Source organism: Fibrobacter sp. UBA4309, assembly GCF_002395745.1.
Lineage (GTDB): Bacteria > Fibrobacterota > Fibrobacteria > Fibrobacterales > Fibrobacteraceae > Fibrobacter.
This window is the reverse complement of record NZ_DGUN01000049.1, coordinates 1-15,162: the sequence shown is the minus strand read 5'-3', so window position 1 is coordinate 15,162 and position 15,162 is coordinate 1. Positions and strand designations below refer to the sequence as shown.

Sequence of the window (15,162 nt, the reverse complement as noted above, 5' to 3'; positions counted from 1 at the left end):
CGCCGAAGGCGCGACCCCACACCTCACACCCCACACTTCACACCAGCGTCCCGCGGATTGTCCATCCGCGAATGTCGTCGAGTTTCACCTTCACGTAGTCGCCAGGCTTCACGATGCGGCCAACTTCCGGTTTGAACACCACCTTCTTGAAGTTGTCGGTGCGGCCGCGCAGTTCCGTCTCGTCGCGCACGGAGTTCTTTTCTACCAGGAGTTCCTCGGTGCGGCCCAGCATCATCTGGTTGCGCTTGAGGGTGATGGCGTTCTGCAGTTCCACCAGGCGCGTGTGGCGCTCGTTCTTTTCGGCCTCGGTGAGAGTCTCCGCTTCCTTGTACGATTCCGTTCCCTTGCGCGGGCTGTAGATGAACATGAAGGCGGAGTCGAACTGGCACGTTTCAAAAGCCTTGAGCGTCTGCTCGAAATCTTCTTCCGTTTCGCCCACGAAACCACAAATCACGTCCGTCGAAATCCCGTAGAACGGGTCGTGGCTCCGCAGCTGTTCGATAATCGAGAGGTACTGCTCCATGTTGTGCTGGCGGCGCATCTTCTTGAGCATAGCGTCGGAGCCGCTCTGGATAGGGATGTGCGCGTAGTGACAGACCTTCGGGTTATTCAGCAGCACGTCGATGAGCTCGTTCGTGTAATGCCTCGGGTGCGGGCTTGTAAAGCGGATGCGGCGGATGCCACCGATTTCAGAAACCTTCGTAAGCAGGTCCGCAAAGTTCCCGCCTTCCGTCTTGTAGGCGTTCACCGTCTGGCCAAGGAGCGTCACCTCGGTAATGCCCTTGTCGGCCGCCTTGCGCACTTCGGCAAGAACGTCTTCCATGTCGCGGTACTTTTCCGGCCCGCGCAGGTACGGCACAATACAGTAACTGCAGCGCTTGTTGCAACCGCGCTGGATGGCGACAAAGGTGGTGAAGTCGTTCTGGAGCTTTGCGTATTCGCCCAGGTAGTTCTCGCTCAGATCCCCGTCGATGAACATCTTGTGGTGCGTCAGGTGCAACGGGCTTTTGGCGTCGCCCAGCAGCAGTTCCGGAATTTTCTTGTACTGGTCCGGGCCCACGATGTAACTCACGTTGGGCAGGCGCTTCAAAAGTTCCGGCCCGCGATTCTTTGCCATGCAGCCGCAAACGACCACCTTCACGTCGGGGTTCTTCTTGTTCAGGTACTTGAGCTTGCTGATGTTCGCGATGGCGGTTTCCTCGGCTTTTTCGCGTACGCTGCAGGTGTTCACGATGATGAAGTCGGCATCTTCCTGGTTGCTCGTCTCGACGCAACCGCTCATGTCGAGCTCCTGGGCAATCATCGCCGAGTCGTACTCGTTCATCTGGCAGCCGTATGTGGCCAAGTGGTATTTTTTCATGTATGTAAATTTAGCAAATAATTTTTTTGTTATACTTAAAATATGACGGACCCCTTTAGCAAATCTCTTGGGAAGATTGTTCTGATGACCGCAGCGGTGCTGCTTGTCGCTTGTGGCGATGATGGTAGCAGTGCTGGCCCGGAGGGCGGCGAAAGCAGTGCGGTCGAGGAATCAAGTTCTTCGGATACCGCGTCGGTTTCGTCTGCAGTGACGCCGAGTTCTTCGGCAGAAGTTGCGTCTAGTAGCTCTTTACTCACATCGTCATCCTGGAGCGGAGCGATAGGATCCAGTAGCGCAGACTCTTCCGTCGCAATCAAAGCAGACACCACCAAGATCACCTACACGCTCAGGCCTTTCGATGGGCCGCTTTCCAACCCGCACAAGGGATTCACGGTGCCGACCGGTGGCGCGTGGACGTTTGTTCCGGAATTCGAATACGGCCCTTACGGTTCCTTGAACAACAGGGCGTGGGACCTGGTTTCGTACGGTTCCGGTTACCAGCAATGGAACAAGCTGAACCCCGCAAAGGGCGTTTACGACTGGACGGAACTGGAAAAACTGCTGAACGCACTTGCCGAGCACAACATGACTTACGCCTTGCGCGTGCTGCCGTACACGCCATCGTTTATCAAGAGCGACTTCCCGCCCCAAGAAGAATACGACTGGACTCCGCCCTTTGTCTATGAGATGGGTGCGAAGAAAATCCAGATTGACTTGCGGGGGACGGATTTCCATGCGTACGCTCCCGTCTGGGACGATTCCATCTATATCTGGGCGGCGAAGGAGTTTGCGAAGGCCCTGGCCGAAAAATACGACGGCGACCCGCGTATCGAATACATCGATGTCCGCACTTTTGGCGAATGGGGCGAATGGCACACCTCGCACATGTTGGGGAGCGTGATGCCCGCCGACTCGGTGCTGAAGGATATGCTGGACTATTATGCGTCCGTGTTCAAGAAGACCCAGCTGGTGCTGCCTTCCAACGGTTTTGGCGATGTCTATACGCATGCGCTCGACCTCGGCATTACCAAGCGCGACGACGGGTTCATCGGCATTCCCGGCAGGCCCGATACCTTGCTGCGGGCATACAACGCGAACCTCCCGACTATCGCCGAGAATATCGCCGGTTACAGGACGATGCTGGCCAATGACGACCTGATTCCCGGAGGCACCCAGAAGTGGACTGCGGAACGCTGGGTGGATGCGATTACCACGGCGCACCTGACCTACTACGTGTTGGACCAGGACAACGACTGCGGTTACTATTTCTACAAGGACAACAAGGCGCTGGCCGATTCCATGAGCAAAGTTATCGGGTACAACTTTACCGTGACGCAGGCGGAACTGCAGACGGTTACGGCCGCCGACACCGCTACAGGCAATGTTGCGACGAACACTTTGAATATCACCGTCAAGAACACCGGCGTGGCGCCCTGTTTCTTCGATGTGTATTTGGTTGCTGAATTTGTGGATAGCACAGGTACGGCCATTGCGCAGTTGGGCAAAACCGTCCGCATTCCCAAGGGTACGTTCAAGGACGGCTCTTCGCAGGAATTCTCGTTTAGCGGCGATGTTCCGGTGGGCGAGGCAAATCTTGCAACCCAGCCTGGCGTTTCCGTGGCGCTCTCCCTTTTCGAGAGCGAAGAAGCCTACAAGAGCGGCAAGAATCCCACCGTCCGCTTCGACAACGACGGCCTCCAAGAAAATAATAAGCTACTATTGAAATCCCGTTAACGCGAAATTTCATGTCCCTTCTGCTAGCATTAATCTTTTTGGCGCTTTTCATAAGTGCGATTGTCCGCGGGCAGTTCTCTTACGGCAAGGCGGATTACAGTTTTCGCGAGCATCCGGTGCAGTTCGTAATCGTGCTTGTGTTCATCTTGGGCGTGTCGGCGCTTTGCTTTTACCGATTCCTTGTCGAGATGGAAATCCTCCGCTGAAATTACTATATTGGAAGCATGGATTTTAAGAATATTGCTTTTGCTGCGGCCTTGGCCGTTTCTTCCCAGGTTTTTGCCGTCGATGCCATTCTCTTTGTCCCCGAGACCTATCCGATAGGTGAGGTCAACCAGGGCGACGTCAAGCATATTTCGCTGAAGGGCGCAAACGTTTCCCAGAAGGAAATCACGCTCGAGAACGTCATGGGACAGGGCGTCGGCATGTCCAACTTCAAGTATCCGACGAAAATCGCTCCCGGTGGAGCCATCAACATCGAATTCGACATGGACTTTTCCGGCATGGAAGGCCCCATCAATGCGCTGGTCGTGATGGTCGGTACCGATGGCAAACCCTATACGGCAAGCCTTGAAGGCTTCGTGAAGACGCCAGTCTTCTTTGGCGAAAAGATGTTCGATGCCGGCTACTACAGCAAGGGCGAAAAGCGCGAATGGACGTTCTACGTGTGGGAAACCGACAAGAAGGCCCGTCCGGACATCACGCTCGATGCCGCTTCGTCCAAGGAGTTCTCCATCAAGAAGAAAAACGTGATGCTCAATATCGACAAGCTCGACGAGATCAAGGAAGGCGGCAAGGTGCCCGGCATCAAGGTGACGCTCTCGACGAAGGGGCTCAAGCGCGAAGGTTGGGAACTCAAGCAAAAGAGCATTCGCAAGGTCGTTTCGTTCAAGAGCAAGAAATTCCCGAAGGCAACACCCGAGGTGCTGGTCGTCGGTTATTGGAATGAATAATTCCGCAAAAATGGATTGATTTCGGCTTTTTTTCGGTATTTTACCTTGAAAAAAGACCCGACTTTAACTAACTTTGGTTCACTCTTGTAAGAGTCCTCGGGATGTAGCTCAGCCTGGTAGAGCGCTTGAATGGGGTTCAAGAGGTCGCTGATTCGAATTCAGTCATCCCGATAAAAAAGTCCGCAGGTTTTCGCAACCGGCGGGCTTTTTTTACAGGCTTTCGGAAAAATTATTTCTTTTTCATGCCCGGACCGGCCTTGTCCATGGCAGCCCGGTTGTAATCTTCTTCGGTAGTGCTGTTCGGGTCGTAGACGATGACGCGGTTGCGTCCCGAGTTCTTTCCTTCGTACAGCGCCTTGTCTGCAAGCTGGATGCTCCTGTCGATGCCGAGTTCGCTGTCGAACTGGGATACGCCCAGGGTTATGGTCACCTTGATTTTGTAGGTCCCGTGCATCACGCTCATCTTTTCGATTTTTCTGCGGAAACGTTCCGCCACGATTTTCGCCCCCTCAATATCCGTTTCCGGGAGCAATGTCAGGAATTCTTCGCCGCCGTAGCGGGCGAGGACATCGTATTTGCGGAGAAGCCCGCGTACCGTATTGGATACGGCCTTTAGGATGTCGTCGCCGGCGGCATGTCCGTAGGTGTCGTTCACGAACTTGAAATGGTCGATATCGAAGAAGATGAAGCAGAACGGCTTGCGGGTTCTGGCACTTCTGCCCTTCTCCTTCTCGATAGTCTGGTTCATGTCGCGGCGGTTGGGGAGCCCGGTAAGTTCGTCGGTCCTGGAAATCAGGTCCAGCTTCTTGTTGGCCTCCTCCAGTTCCTTCGTGCGTTCCTGTACTTCCTGTTCAAGCATTTCACGGTGCGCATTCAGCTCCGCGATTTGACGCTTGATGGTGTGATGCATGATGTTGAAATGCTTGGCAAGGATGCCGATTTCGTCTTGCCTTGTGCCGACGTCAATGTCCGGGGCTTCTATGTCGCCTTCCGATATCACGATGGTGTGCTGGATAAACCGCCCCATCGGGAGAACCAGCTTGCGGTAGAGCCAGAACGAGATGAGCAGGATCGCAATAAGTGCCGTGACAAGCATGACCCGGCTCACGAGCAGGAGCGAGGACACCTGTTCGTCGATTTCGGACTTGGGCTGTAGCGACAAAAGCCCTATATCGTAGGAAGCGTCGTACACGTAGTTGGCGAGGTAGGCCTGGTTGTCGGATAGCGTATAGAACTTGATTCCGTCAATTTCGTCGGTTTTGGGATCGAGTCCCGTGATGCCGGTTTCCGCAATCTTGTGAGACTCGGTAAGCCACGTTTCTAGGTCGGGGTGAAACAGGATTTCGCCTTCGGAGTTTATGGCGATGTAGTAGCCGTTTTTGCCGACCTTGCTTTCGGAAAGGACTTTCCAGAGCCTTTGCGCCGAAAAACTGGCGACCAGGCTGCCGTTCCCCTTGGCGTTGTCGGCGACGACTGTCGCAAAAGCCCGCTTGGGACGCATGTTGTCCGAATCGCGGTACCACCCCGAGATGAACGGCCTGTGCGGTGTTATCTTGGAAAAGTCGACGGGGTATTTTGCTGGGACGGATGCGATCATCGCGTTGTCGCAGATGAGACTGTCGTTGCGGTCGTAAAGAGAGACCCTTTCGCCCGATATGAACAGCGGGGAGATGTTGTAACTCTTGAGGTAGCTGGTCGAGGTGGACGGGTCCATGCTCTTGATTTCAGAAGCCTTGGCTAGAAGCGTGAGCTGATTCCCGAACTGGAACAGTTCGTTGTGGAGCGCTGAAGACATCTGCTGTAGGTGGACGTTGTTCGTTTCGTCGGCCGACATGAGTGTCATCTGGCTTTGACGCTTGGCAAAATAGTATGTGCCGCCAATGGTGACTATCGCCATTGTAGAAACAAGGAGCAGCAGGCTTTTTACAATGATGCTCTTGGATAGCTTTAGGACATTCTTTTTGCTCATGAATCTAGTTTACCTTTTTCTTTTGCGGGTGTACGAAAAAAGGAAACTTACGATTAAAACAAAGAAGAATATGTACGGGGTCGGATTTATGCCTTTGGCTTCGGTAGATGCGTCTTTCTTGTCGTCTTTCTTGGGGGCTTTCGTGTTGCCGGTCGCCTTTCTCCAGATGTCCTGGAATTCAGCGAAGGTCGTCGTGTTTGTCGGCGTGTAGCCGAGCTGGTTGTTGATGGTGTCAGAATAGTTCTTGAATATCTGGTAGAGCTTTTCTTCGGAATAGGGTACAGGGAGTTCCAGGTGGTCCCATACGGCGCTGAACATGGAAACAAGCGACTGCTCGATTTCGCCCCATTCGGGGAGTGCCGGGTATGTCTTGCCGGTTTCCAACTGCGATACTAGGCCCTTGTACGCTTCGTCTTCGGCCCAGGACGTAAGAACGGCCTTGGACGGGGGGAGGAACCCGATTTGCTTTGTGTATTCGTCGAGGCTCTTGTCTTCGGTCAAGAAAAGCAGGAGCTTTGCCGCGTCCTTATGGGTACTTTTCGCTGGAATGGCGAGGTTCGACCCCCCGATGAAGCTCACGCTGCCCGCAGTTCCCTTCGGGAAAGGCAATGCGATTACGCCGTCTTCCCCGATGCGGGAATTCGATAGCCCTCCCTGCGAACTGTGGATGCGGGTCTGCATCACGACTTCTGCCGTGCTCACGATGAACGCGAGCTCGCCGTTGTTGAACTGCTGCGCGATTTGCGCGGAATTCGCTTGCAGGGCATCGGTAGGAACGAGGGTGTCGATGACGAATGAAACGTACTTGGCTATTCCCTCGAGAGTTTGTGGTGAGAGGATGTTTGAACGCCACTTGCCGTCCTTGTCTTTCTCTACGAACGAGCCTCCGTGGCTCCATACCCAGGGGGCGAAGTTGTGGGGGATGTTCCAGTCGCTTTTGCCGGGGAGCGCGTAACCGTGAATCTTGCTTCCGTCTTCAAGGTATTCCTTGCCCTGGTTCACCTTGCGGACTGCGTCCTTGAAGCCCTTGTAGTTTTCGATGTCCGCAGGCGATATGCCGTATTTCGCCATGATGCGCTTGTTGCCGAGCACGGGACGGATGTCTATGAACCACGGGACAGAATAGACGGTGGTGTCGGAATCGATGTGCGACGTGTACCACGAGACGGGGATGAACCGGCTGGAATCGATTTTGTCGGTGAATGCGTTAAGGGGCTTGAGTTCGCCACGTGCGGCAAAATACGGGACCCATGTCGTGCCCAGTTGCAGTACATCGGGCGCGTTGTTCCCGGTTTCGAGCATGGTCGAAATGCGGTTCCAGGCTTCGCCCCAGTCCAGGACCTCTACCTGGGTGGGAATTCCCGTGTTCTTTGTGAACTTCTCGAGCAGTTGCTCCAGCTTTTCTTGCGGGGATGCCCCGTTTGGCATAATCCATATAGTTAGGGGCTTTGCTGCGAAAATGGCGGAAAACGCGAATAGCAGGGCTGTGGTCATGAGCTTGACGGCAAAATTCATGTACCTCTCCGTTTTTTTTGTTAAACTACACAAAAAAAGCAAAAAAATCACATTTTTGTTCGTAAATAAGACGAAACTCGCTCCCCAAAGGACCCCTTTGGAGCATGGAAAGGCTTCTGGGGGAAATTTTTTTTAAAAAAAAGGTAACCTTTTCGTAATTTGTGTTTTTTTTAGTTATATTTTTTTTCAGTCGTAAAACACGATAAACTTCATCCTTAAGGAGTAATAAAATGAAAAAAGGTATCGTTACGCTTCTTTGCGCTAGCATGATCGTTCTCTCTGGCTGCTATGGCAGCAACGCTTGCTTCGAGAAGCTCCACAAGTGGAACGGCACGCTGGGCAACAAGTGGCTCAACTCTATCGTTCACTTCATCCTGTTCATCTTCGGCATCTACGGCATCTGCTGGGGCCTCATTGACGGTCTCGTGCTGAACACTGTCGAATTCTGGACTGGCTCCAATCCGCTCGCTTCTGGCGACTCCTACTATGAAAAGGACGCTCAGGGCAACGAAATTGCCGCTGTCAAGAATGCTGATGGCACCATGTCTGTCGAACTGACCACCGCTGCTGGCGAAAAGGCCAAGATGACCCTCCAGCGCGATGAAAACGTGGTTCGCGCCCTCGACGAAGAAGGCAACCTCGTTGCTCAGTACGAAATCTCCAAGTAATTAATTGCTTGATTGATTTTAGAGGACCCCGGCTCATGCCGGGGTTTTTGTTTTACTTCGTAAATTGCCCTGAAAAAAACAAAAGGCCGGCGAAAAAGCCGGCCTTTTGAGTGGAGATAGTGGGAGTCGAACCCATGACCTACAGATTGCGAACCTGTCGCTCTACCAACTGAGCTATATCCCCATTAGGTGAGCCAAATATATCTTATCTTGGGGGTTCCGTCAAGCGGGAAAATGCAAAAATCCCCAAAAAAAGAGATGTCCGCTAGGTGCAGGCATCTCGTTTCTGAAGGTAATGCTTCGGGGCGAGGTTGTTACTTGTACATGTAGCTCACGCCGTTGGGGAACTTGACTTCCGTCATGCCGGCGGTATTCACCTGGCTAACGGACTTGACGTCGCCACCGTAGAAGATGTGTTTTCCCTGGTATGTCGGTTTGAATGCGGCCTTGTCGGTACCGTAGTAGCTGCTGTTGTTGTAGGTCTGTGAAGCGCAGCCCGGAGTGTCCGTCGAGAAGTCGCCGAAGGCGAGCAGCACGCCGCCCGTGATCTCGAAGCCCGTATCCGTGTCGATGAGGCCGCCGGCCATGTTGTAGGCTTCGCAGTTGTTCCCGCCCTGGCCGCCCATGCCCCAGCCCATACCCATGCCCATGCCCATGCCGCCTTGGCTCTCATAGCTCTGGCCGGTAATTTCGAGGATGAGCACGCCGCCGGTCATCTTGCCGGAGCCGTTCGCGTCGAAAACGTCGATCATGTTGCCCTTCGAGGAGATATAGTGGTAGCCGCCGCTCACTACGATGTGGCCACCGCTTTCGCTGAACGAGGAAAGACCGCCTGCATTCGGGTCCTTCGGGCCGCCGGCACCGTTCCAGCCGTCATTTGTCGCAAAGGTGGAGGTGATGCCGCCCTCGGCAAATATCCTGTAAGCTTCGATGCCTTCGGAGGCAGTGACAACGTTGATTGTAGAACCCTTCATGTACAAAGCGGAGTCCGCATGGATGCCGTCGTCCTTAGCGTTGACCGTCACTTCGCCGCCGTTCAAGTGAATTTGCCAGTGGGTGTGCAGCGCGTCGTCGCCATTGGACTTGACATCGGTCTTGCCACCGTCCACGTAGATGAACTTTTCGGCAACGAGGCCCTTGCCCGTAGCCGTGACCTTGACCGTGGAAGCTTCGGTGGAATCACTGATGCGGATAAAGTTCGCTGCGTCGATGCCGTCGTCTGCGGCATTGATGGTGACGCTGCCGCCCGAGATGTTCACGATGCCCTTGCCATCGATGATGTTCTTGCACGAGCCGTCCTGGGCTTCTTCGCATTCATCGCTTTCAAGGCCGTCGCCCTTCTTGGCCGTAAGGTTCAGCGTGCCGCCCGAAATCTGGAGGCTGCCCTTGCCCTTGACGGCATTCTCTTCGGCTTCGACCGTAATATTGCCGTTCTTGATTTTGAGGTCGTTGCTGCACTGGATGCCGTTCTTGAACTTGCCCTTCACGGTGAGCGAGCCCGCGCCCTTGATGTTGAGGTCGTCCCTCGCGTATATGGCGGCCTTCGAGGTATCTTGCGCGCCGTTGACCTTGGTGAACAGATGGTTGCCGTTACCGTCTTCCACCACGTTGGTGGTGCCCTTCACCAGGTGGAGCACCGTCTTGTCGGCGTTCGCCACGAGGATGGGGGAATTCGCGCTCTTGATGGTCGCGTTGTAGAGGTAGATGCCGGTGTTGCCTTCGTTCTCGGCACCCGGGGTGTTCACTACCACCTGGAAATCGGACGATTCGCCGGTCACGTAGTAGGCTCCCGGACAAGTGATGGTGGCCTTCTTGTCGGCGACCTCGACGCAGCCGTTGTTGTTCTCGACAGTTGCCGACGTACCAGCAAGTTTCAGGAGAATCTGCGTGCCGTTCAATGTGCGCGCGTCTTCGTTGTCTCCCTCGACGTCGCCGCTATCACCGCCACCGGGAGTTACTCCGCCGACGCTAGAGCTGGACGTGCCATGGAAAGCGTTGCTGGAAATGCCCTGGAAAGCGTTGCTGGAACGGCCCGGGGTGACGTTGCCGGAGCTGTTGGGGACCACGTTGTTGGAGCTGCCGGGGAGGATGTTGTTGGAACTGCCGGGGAGGATGCTGGAACTGGAAAAATCTGTGCCGGGGATGACGCTGCCGGAACTCAGGTCGTAAAAACCGTCGATGCCGGAAGAATTCTCTACTGCGCCGATGTCGCCCTCGATAGGAGCCGTCGCCGGATCGCCAGAACAAGCCACTATACCTAAAGCTGCAGAAACGGCAACTATCGGCAACTTCATCAATCTCATATCACACTCCTGGTTTATTTTGTATCAATATAGGTTTTAATTGAAAATCGCAAATATTTCTTACACGAATTTCCGTTGAGGCGTAAAACAACATCGCCGAAATTTTATGATTTTTAAACAATGTAAATTTACAGAAACAATAGTGTTAAAAAATTTTTGCACAAACGCGGAATTTCGCGCTTGCAAAAAAAACGGGCTGGCGGACGTTTATCTTGCAAAAAACTAAATTTACGCCCGTTTTCAAGGAATCGCATGGCGGCGTCAAAGACGAACATCGATATGCTGAACGGGCCCCTCGGAAGAAAAATCCTGAGGTTCGCCATCCCTATTGCCTTGAGCAGCATTTTCCAGCAGATGTTCAACCTGGCAGATGTCGCCGTGGTGGGGCAGTTCGCGGGTGACAAGGCCCTGGCGGCCGTGGGCGCGAACACGTTCGTCATCAACATGCTCATCAACCTGTTCGTCGGGATTTCTGTGGGCGCGAACGTGGTGGTGGCCAATTCCATCGGTGCGCGCAGCTACCGCTCCGTGACCCGCAGCGTCCATACGTCGGTGATGGTGGCGTTTTTCAGCGGAATATTCCTCTCGTTTGTGGGAATCTTTTTTGCAAGGCCGATTCTCGAACTGATTTCGACTCCCTCGGACGTATTGGACATGGCGGTACTTTACCTGCAAATCTACTTTGCCGGCATGCCCTTCGTGATGATCTACAACTTTATCGCGGCCATCCTGCGCAGCAAGGGCGATACAAAGCGACCTCTCTACGTGCTCATGGTAGCGGGTGCCGTGAACGTCGCCCTGAACCTGATTCTTGTAGCGGGCTTTGACATGGGTGTATCGGGTGTTGCGATTGCGACGGTCATCGCCAACGTCATCAGCGGAATTACCCTGTTCTACATGCTTTTGCACGAGGTAGGCCCCTTCAGGCTGGAATTCTGGAAGTTGCGCGTGACGCCCTTCTTCTTGAGCCGCATATTGCGCGTGGGTCTCCCGACGGGGCTTCGCGGCGTCGTGTTCTCGTTCAGCAATGTGTGTTTGCAGTCTGCCATCAACAGCCTCGGTTCTGCCACGGTGGCGGCCTCGTCCATCGCCCTCAACTACGAATTCGTGGTGTACTACTGGCTGAATTCATTTTCTCAAGCGTGCGTGACCTTCGTGGGGCAGAACTACGGAGCAAAGAACATGGAACGCTGCCGACGCACGGTCCGCTGGACGCTCCTGCTCGGGTGTTCGTCCACTATCGTATTGAGCGCGCTCTGCTGCATTTTTGCAAGGCCCATGTTGAGCGTGTTTACGTCCAATACAGAAATCATCGATATCGCATCCATCCGCATGTACGTGGTAGTGGGGCTTCTCGCCATCAACGTTTTTCTGGACGTGTTTTCGGGAGCGCTTTCCGGAATGGGCAAGTCGCTCTCCCCGGCAATTACCTGCATGGTGGGCGTCTGCGGCATCCGCATTCTCTGGGTGATTTTCGTATTCCCCAAGTACAAGACGTTCACCTCGCTGATGGTTGTTTATCCTGTCAGCTGGATTCTCACGATTTCCGTTATCATGGGGATTTATTTCTACAACATCAAACGGCAAGGCCGCTGAATTACCGTTTCTTGAATACGACGATTTCGGCATCGGCGCCGTTCTTGCCGTATTCGCTCACGAGAATGTAGCGTTCGTCGCAGGCGATTCCGAAGCAGCGGCCTTCGGCACCAATCTTTTCGACCTGGTTGCCCCAGTAACTTGCGTTATCGTCCAACAGCTTGACACTGTTGCCGTTGATCTTGTATTCCTGATTGATGAACGAGCCCTGCAGAACAAAGAGGTTGTCGATTGTCGGCATGTCCTTGACGCCGAGGGCGTTGACTTCTTCAATGAACTTCTGCTTCATGGGCGAAGTGGCATGCGGCAATTGGTCCGCGGGGAGGCGCCAGCGCTTGAGCGTCGGGAAATACTTGCGCAGCTCCACCTTGTACTCTTCGCGAGTAAGGTTCTTGCCGGTGTTCTTGTTGAATTCATCGACGAACTGCGAGCAGAATTCAACCATCTGTTCCATGTTGAAGTCGCCGGTGAACGCGCCGTCCTTGTAGCAGTAGATGCAGTATTCTTCGTTCTTGCTACCGTCGGCGTTGGTGCCGAGGATTTCTGGCGTAAGCGGCATTCCGCAGCTCTGACAAAATTTAATTTCCATGTTTTTCTCCTTTATTTACTATGGCTCTGTCGGGCCAGGCCGTACTTTTGGGTCGAAACTGCGAAAAAGCTGCGAAAATGACCCTCTGGCTCTGTCGGGCCAGGCCGTATAGCTGCGAACATGCTGCGGACCGCCGAACGGTCATTTCAGCGTAAAAACATCGGTCATGCAGCCGAAAAACAGTTTTGGAAGGGCTTACGGATTGAGGATTTTTTGCTAGCCGGGCACAAGTGTACAGTTTGACCCGACAGAGCCGTTTTTGAGCGTCGGGGGAGTCTTTTCCTATATTTGTGGTATGACAAAGTCCATCGAGATACGCGACGCACACGAACATAACCTTAGACATGTGAACCTTTCCATTCCACGCGATTCTATCGTGGTGGTGACCGGCGTTTCCGGTTCGGGCAAGTCGAGCCTCGCTTTCGATACAGTGTTCCAGGAAGGGCAGAGGCGCTTCGTGGAGTCGCTCTCGGCGTATGCGCGCCAGTTCATCGGCCGTATGAAACACCCCGAGGTGGAGAGTGTGCGCGGCATTTCGCCGACGATTTCGATTGACCAGAAGACGGTGAACAGGAACCCGCGTTCCACGGTGGGTACGGTGGTCGAGATTTTGGACCATTACCGTTTGCTTTTTGCGCGCCTTGGCGTGCCGCACTGCCCCGATTGCGGGCGCGTGATCCAGGCACAGACGGTGGACCAGATTGTCGATAATTTGTATGTGAGCGACGAGGGCAAGCAGATTACGGTGATGGCGCCGATTGTGCAGGAGCGCAAGGGCGAATACCGCAAGGAACTTGCCGAACTCAAGGAAAACGGTTTTGTGCGTGCCCGCGTGGACGGCACGATTTACCGCCTGGAAGATGTTCCTGCACTCGTGCGTTACGAGAAACACACGATTGAAGCGGTGATTGACCGCCTGACGCTGGAACGCAAGAACATGAGCCGCCTGCGTGAGGCGCTGGAAGGCGCGCTGAAATTGACTGACGGAACGTTGGTGAGCTTTTTGCTGAATGCGCCGGGGAAGGATGGCGCCGAGGAATATCGCTTGCAGGGAACGCTGCTCGCTTGCCCTAAGTGCGGCATCTCTATTCCGGAACTGGAACCGCGGTTCTTCAGCTTTAACGACCCGAAGGGCCGCTGCCCCGCCTGTAAGGGCATGGGCGAAAGCTACAAGTTCGACCTGGACTTGATTATCCCGGACAAGACGAAGTCTATCAAGGAAGGTTGCATCGCGACCATCAAGAAGGACGACGGTACGCTGATTTTCAGCGACTTCGGCCGCCGCAACTTACGCAACATCGCAAACGAGATGCATTTTTCGCTCGATACGCCGTGGAACAAGCTCAAGAAGGCGCAACAGGATGCCGTCTTGTACGGCACGCCCAGCGGGAGCGAACGGGGAATCATGCCCATCATGGAAGAACTGTGGGACATGTGGCACATATACCATTTCCGCAAGTATATGCAGATAGGCGTATGCCCCGAATGCCACGGCACGCGAATCAACCGCACGGCGAATGCGGTCACGTTCCATGGCGTGAATCTGACCGAGATGACGGAATGGTCCGTCGAGAAGTCGGTGGAATTTTTCAACAAGCTCGATTTGTCCGAAAAAGAAAAGCGGATCGGCAAGGAGATTTTGAAGGAAATCCGCGGGCGACTTTCGTTCCTCAATGCAGTGGGGCTCGGTTATTTGACGATTAACCGCAAGGCGTCTACGTTGAGCGGCGGCGAGGCGCAGCGAATCAGGCTTGCGAGTGCCGTGGGCGCCGGCTTGCAGGGCGTGCTTTACGTACTTGACGAGCCGAGCATCGGGCTCCACCCGCGTGATAACGATAAATTGCTCGGGATGCTGGAGCATTTGCGTGCGCAGGGCAACTCCCTGATTATCGTGGAACACGACGAAGACACCATGCGCCATGCGGACTGCGTGATTGACGTGGGGCCGGGTGCCGGCGTGGAAGGCGGTCGCGTGATTGCGGCAGGGACTGTCGAAGAACTCGAGAAGAACAAGGCTTCGCTGACGGGTGCGTACTTGAGCGGCCGCAAGGCCATCGCGATTCCCGAAAAGCGCAAGAAGATTGACAAGAATACGCCGAAACTCAAGATTTGCGGTGCCGCCGAGAATAATCTCAAGAACATCGATGTAGAAATTCCGCTCGATGGCGCCTTGACCGTGGTGACGGGCGTTTCGGGCTCCGGCAAGAGTACGCTCATCAACCAGATTCTGCGTCGAGAACTGGCCCGCGTGTTCTACAATTCCGAAGAACCGGTGGGCAAGTTCGACCACCTGGAAGGCCTTGAAAACATCGACAAGGTGATTGAAATCGACCAGACGCCGATTGGCCGCACGCCGCGAAGCAATCCGGCGACGTATACCAAGATTTGGGACGATGTGCGTGACCTTTTCGCGAGCATGGAAGAAAGCAAGATTCGCGGTTACAGCAAGAGCCGTTTCAGCTTCAACGTGAAGGG

11 protein-coding genes and 2 tRNA genes are annotated in these 15,162 nt (G+C 54.3%); 7 read left to right on the top strand and 6 right to left on the bottom strand.

Annotation, left to right across the window (positions count from 1 at the left end):
• Positions 1–37: 37 nt before the first annotated feature.
• Positions 38–1,360 carry a tRNA (N6-isopentenyl adenosine(37)-C2)-methylthiotransferase MiaB gene (miaB, locus tag B3M32_RS06120; protein WP_290744250.1) on the bottom strand — a complete coding sequence of 441 codons (1,323 nt, stop codon included), beginning with the start codon at positions 1,358–1,360 and terminating at the stop codon, positions 38–40.
• Between the two features lie 84 nt (positions 1,361–1,444).
• On the opposite strand from miaB, the gene B3M32_RS06115 reads away from it, so the two are divergent.
• The 4 genes from B3M32_RS06115 to B3M32_RS06100 all read left to right on the top strand — a co-directional run bounded on the left by B3M32_RS06115 (position 1,445) and on the right by B3M32_RS06100 (position 4,218).
• A complete protein-coding gene (locus B3M32_RS06115; protein ID WP_290744248.1) occupies positions 1,445–3,094 on the top strand; it encodes a hypothetical protein in 1,650 nt (549 codons plus the stop codon).
• Between the two features lie 38 nt (positions 3,095–3,132).
• Positions 3,133–3,300, top strand: a complete 168-nt coding sequence (locus tag B3M32_RS06110; protein ID WP_290744246.1) for a hypothetical protein — start codon at positions 3,133–3,135, stop codon at positions 3,298–3,300.
• Between the two features lie 18 nt (positions 3,301–3,318).
• Positions 3,319–4,047 carry a hypothetical protein gene (locus tag B3M32_RS06105; RefSeq protein WP_290744244.1) on the top strand — a complete coding sequence of 243 codons (729 nt, stop codon included), beginning with the start codon at positions 3,319–3,321 and terminating at the stop codon, positions 4,045–4,047.
• 97 nt (positions 4,048–4,144) lie between these two features.
• A tRNA-Pro gene (locus B3M32_RS06100) sits at positions 4,145–4,218 on the top strand.
• A 58-nt stretch (positions 4,219–4,276) separates the two neighbouring features.
• On the opposite strand, the gene B3M32_RS06095 is transcribed toward B3M32_RS06100, so the two are convergent.
• Together B3M32_RS06095 and B3M32_RS06090 are read right to left on the bottom strand one after the other, a co-directional pair.
• On the bottom strand, positions 4,277–6,016 hold the full coding sequence (locus B3M32_RS06095; RefSeq protein WP_290744242.1) for a sensor domain-containing diguanylate cyclase: 1,740 nt from the start codon (positions 6,014–6,016) through the stop codon (positions 4,277–4,279).
• A gap of 9 nt (positions 6,017–6,025) precedes the next feature.
• A complete protein-coding gene (locus B3M32_RS06090) occupies positions 6,026–7,531 on the bottom strand; it encodes an extracellular solute-binding protein (RefSeq protein WP_290744240.1) in 1,506 nt (501 codons plus the stop codon).
• Positions 7,532–7,761: 230 nt separating this feature from the next.
• Here B3M32_RS06090 and B3M32_RS06085 point away from each other — a divergent pair, with 230 nt between their 5' ends.
• On the top strand, positions 7,762–8,199 hold the full coding sequence (locus B3M32_RS06085; protein ID WP_290744238.1) for a DUF3332 family protein: 438 nt from the start codon (positions 7,762–7,764) through the stop codon (positions 8,197–8,199).
• A 111-nt stretch (positions 8,200–8,310) separates the two neighbouring features.
• Here B3M32_RS06085 and B3M32_RS06080 read toward each other — a convergent pair.
• Positions 8,311–8,383 (bottom strand) — tRNA-Ala (locus B3M32_RS06080).
• A 130-nt stretch (positions 8,384–8,513) separates the two neighbouring features.
• Positions 8,514–10,502: a carbohydrate-binding domain-containing protein gene (locus B3M32_RS06075; RefSeq protein ID WP_290744236.1), complete on the bottom strand. Its 1,989-nt coding sequence runs from the start codon at positions 10,500–10,502 to the stop codon at positions 8,514–8,516.
• Positions 10,503–10,754: 252 nt separating this feature from the next.
• On the opposite strand from B3M32_RS06075, the gene B3M32_RS06070 reads away from it, so the two are divergent.
• The gene (locus B3M32_RS06070; RefSeq protein ID WP_290744234.1) at positions 10,755–12,098 is read left to right on the top strand and encodes an MATE family efflux transporter; all 1,344 of its coding nucleotides are present in this window, start codon (positions 10,755–10,757) and stop codon (positions 12,096–12,098) included.
• Position 12,099: 1 nt separating this feature from the next.
• Here the strand turns inward: B3M32_RS06070 and B3M32_RS06065 are convergent, their stop codons facing one another.
• Positions 12,100–12,687 carry a zinc ribbon domain-containing protein gene (locus B3M32_RS06065; RefSeq protein WP_290744232.1) on the bottom strand — a complete coding sequence of 196 codons (588 nt, stop codon included), beginning with the start codon at positions 12,685–12,687 and terminating at the stop codon, positions 12,100–12,102.
• A 295-nt stretch (positions 12,688–12,982) separates the two neighbouring features.
• On the opposite strand from B3M32_RS06065, the gene uvrA reads away from it, so the two are divergent.
• Positions 12,983–15,162 (top strand): excinuclease ABC subunit UvrA (uvrA, locus tag B3M32_RS06060; protein ID WP_290744230.1); only part of this gene is annotated, 2,180 nt, incomplete at its 3' end.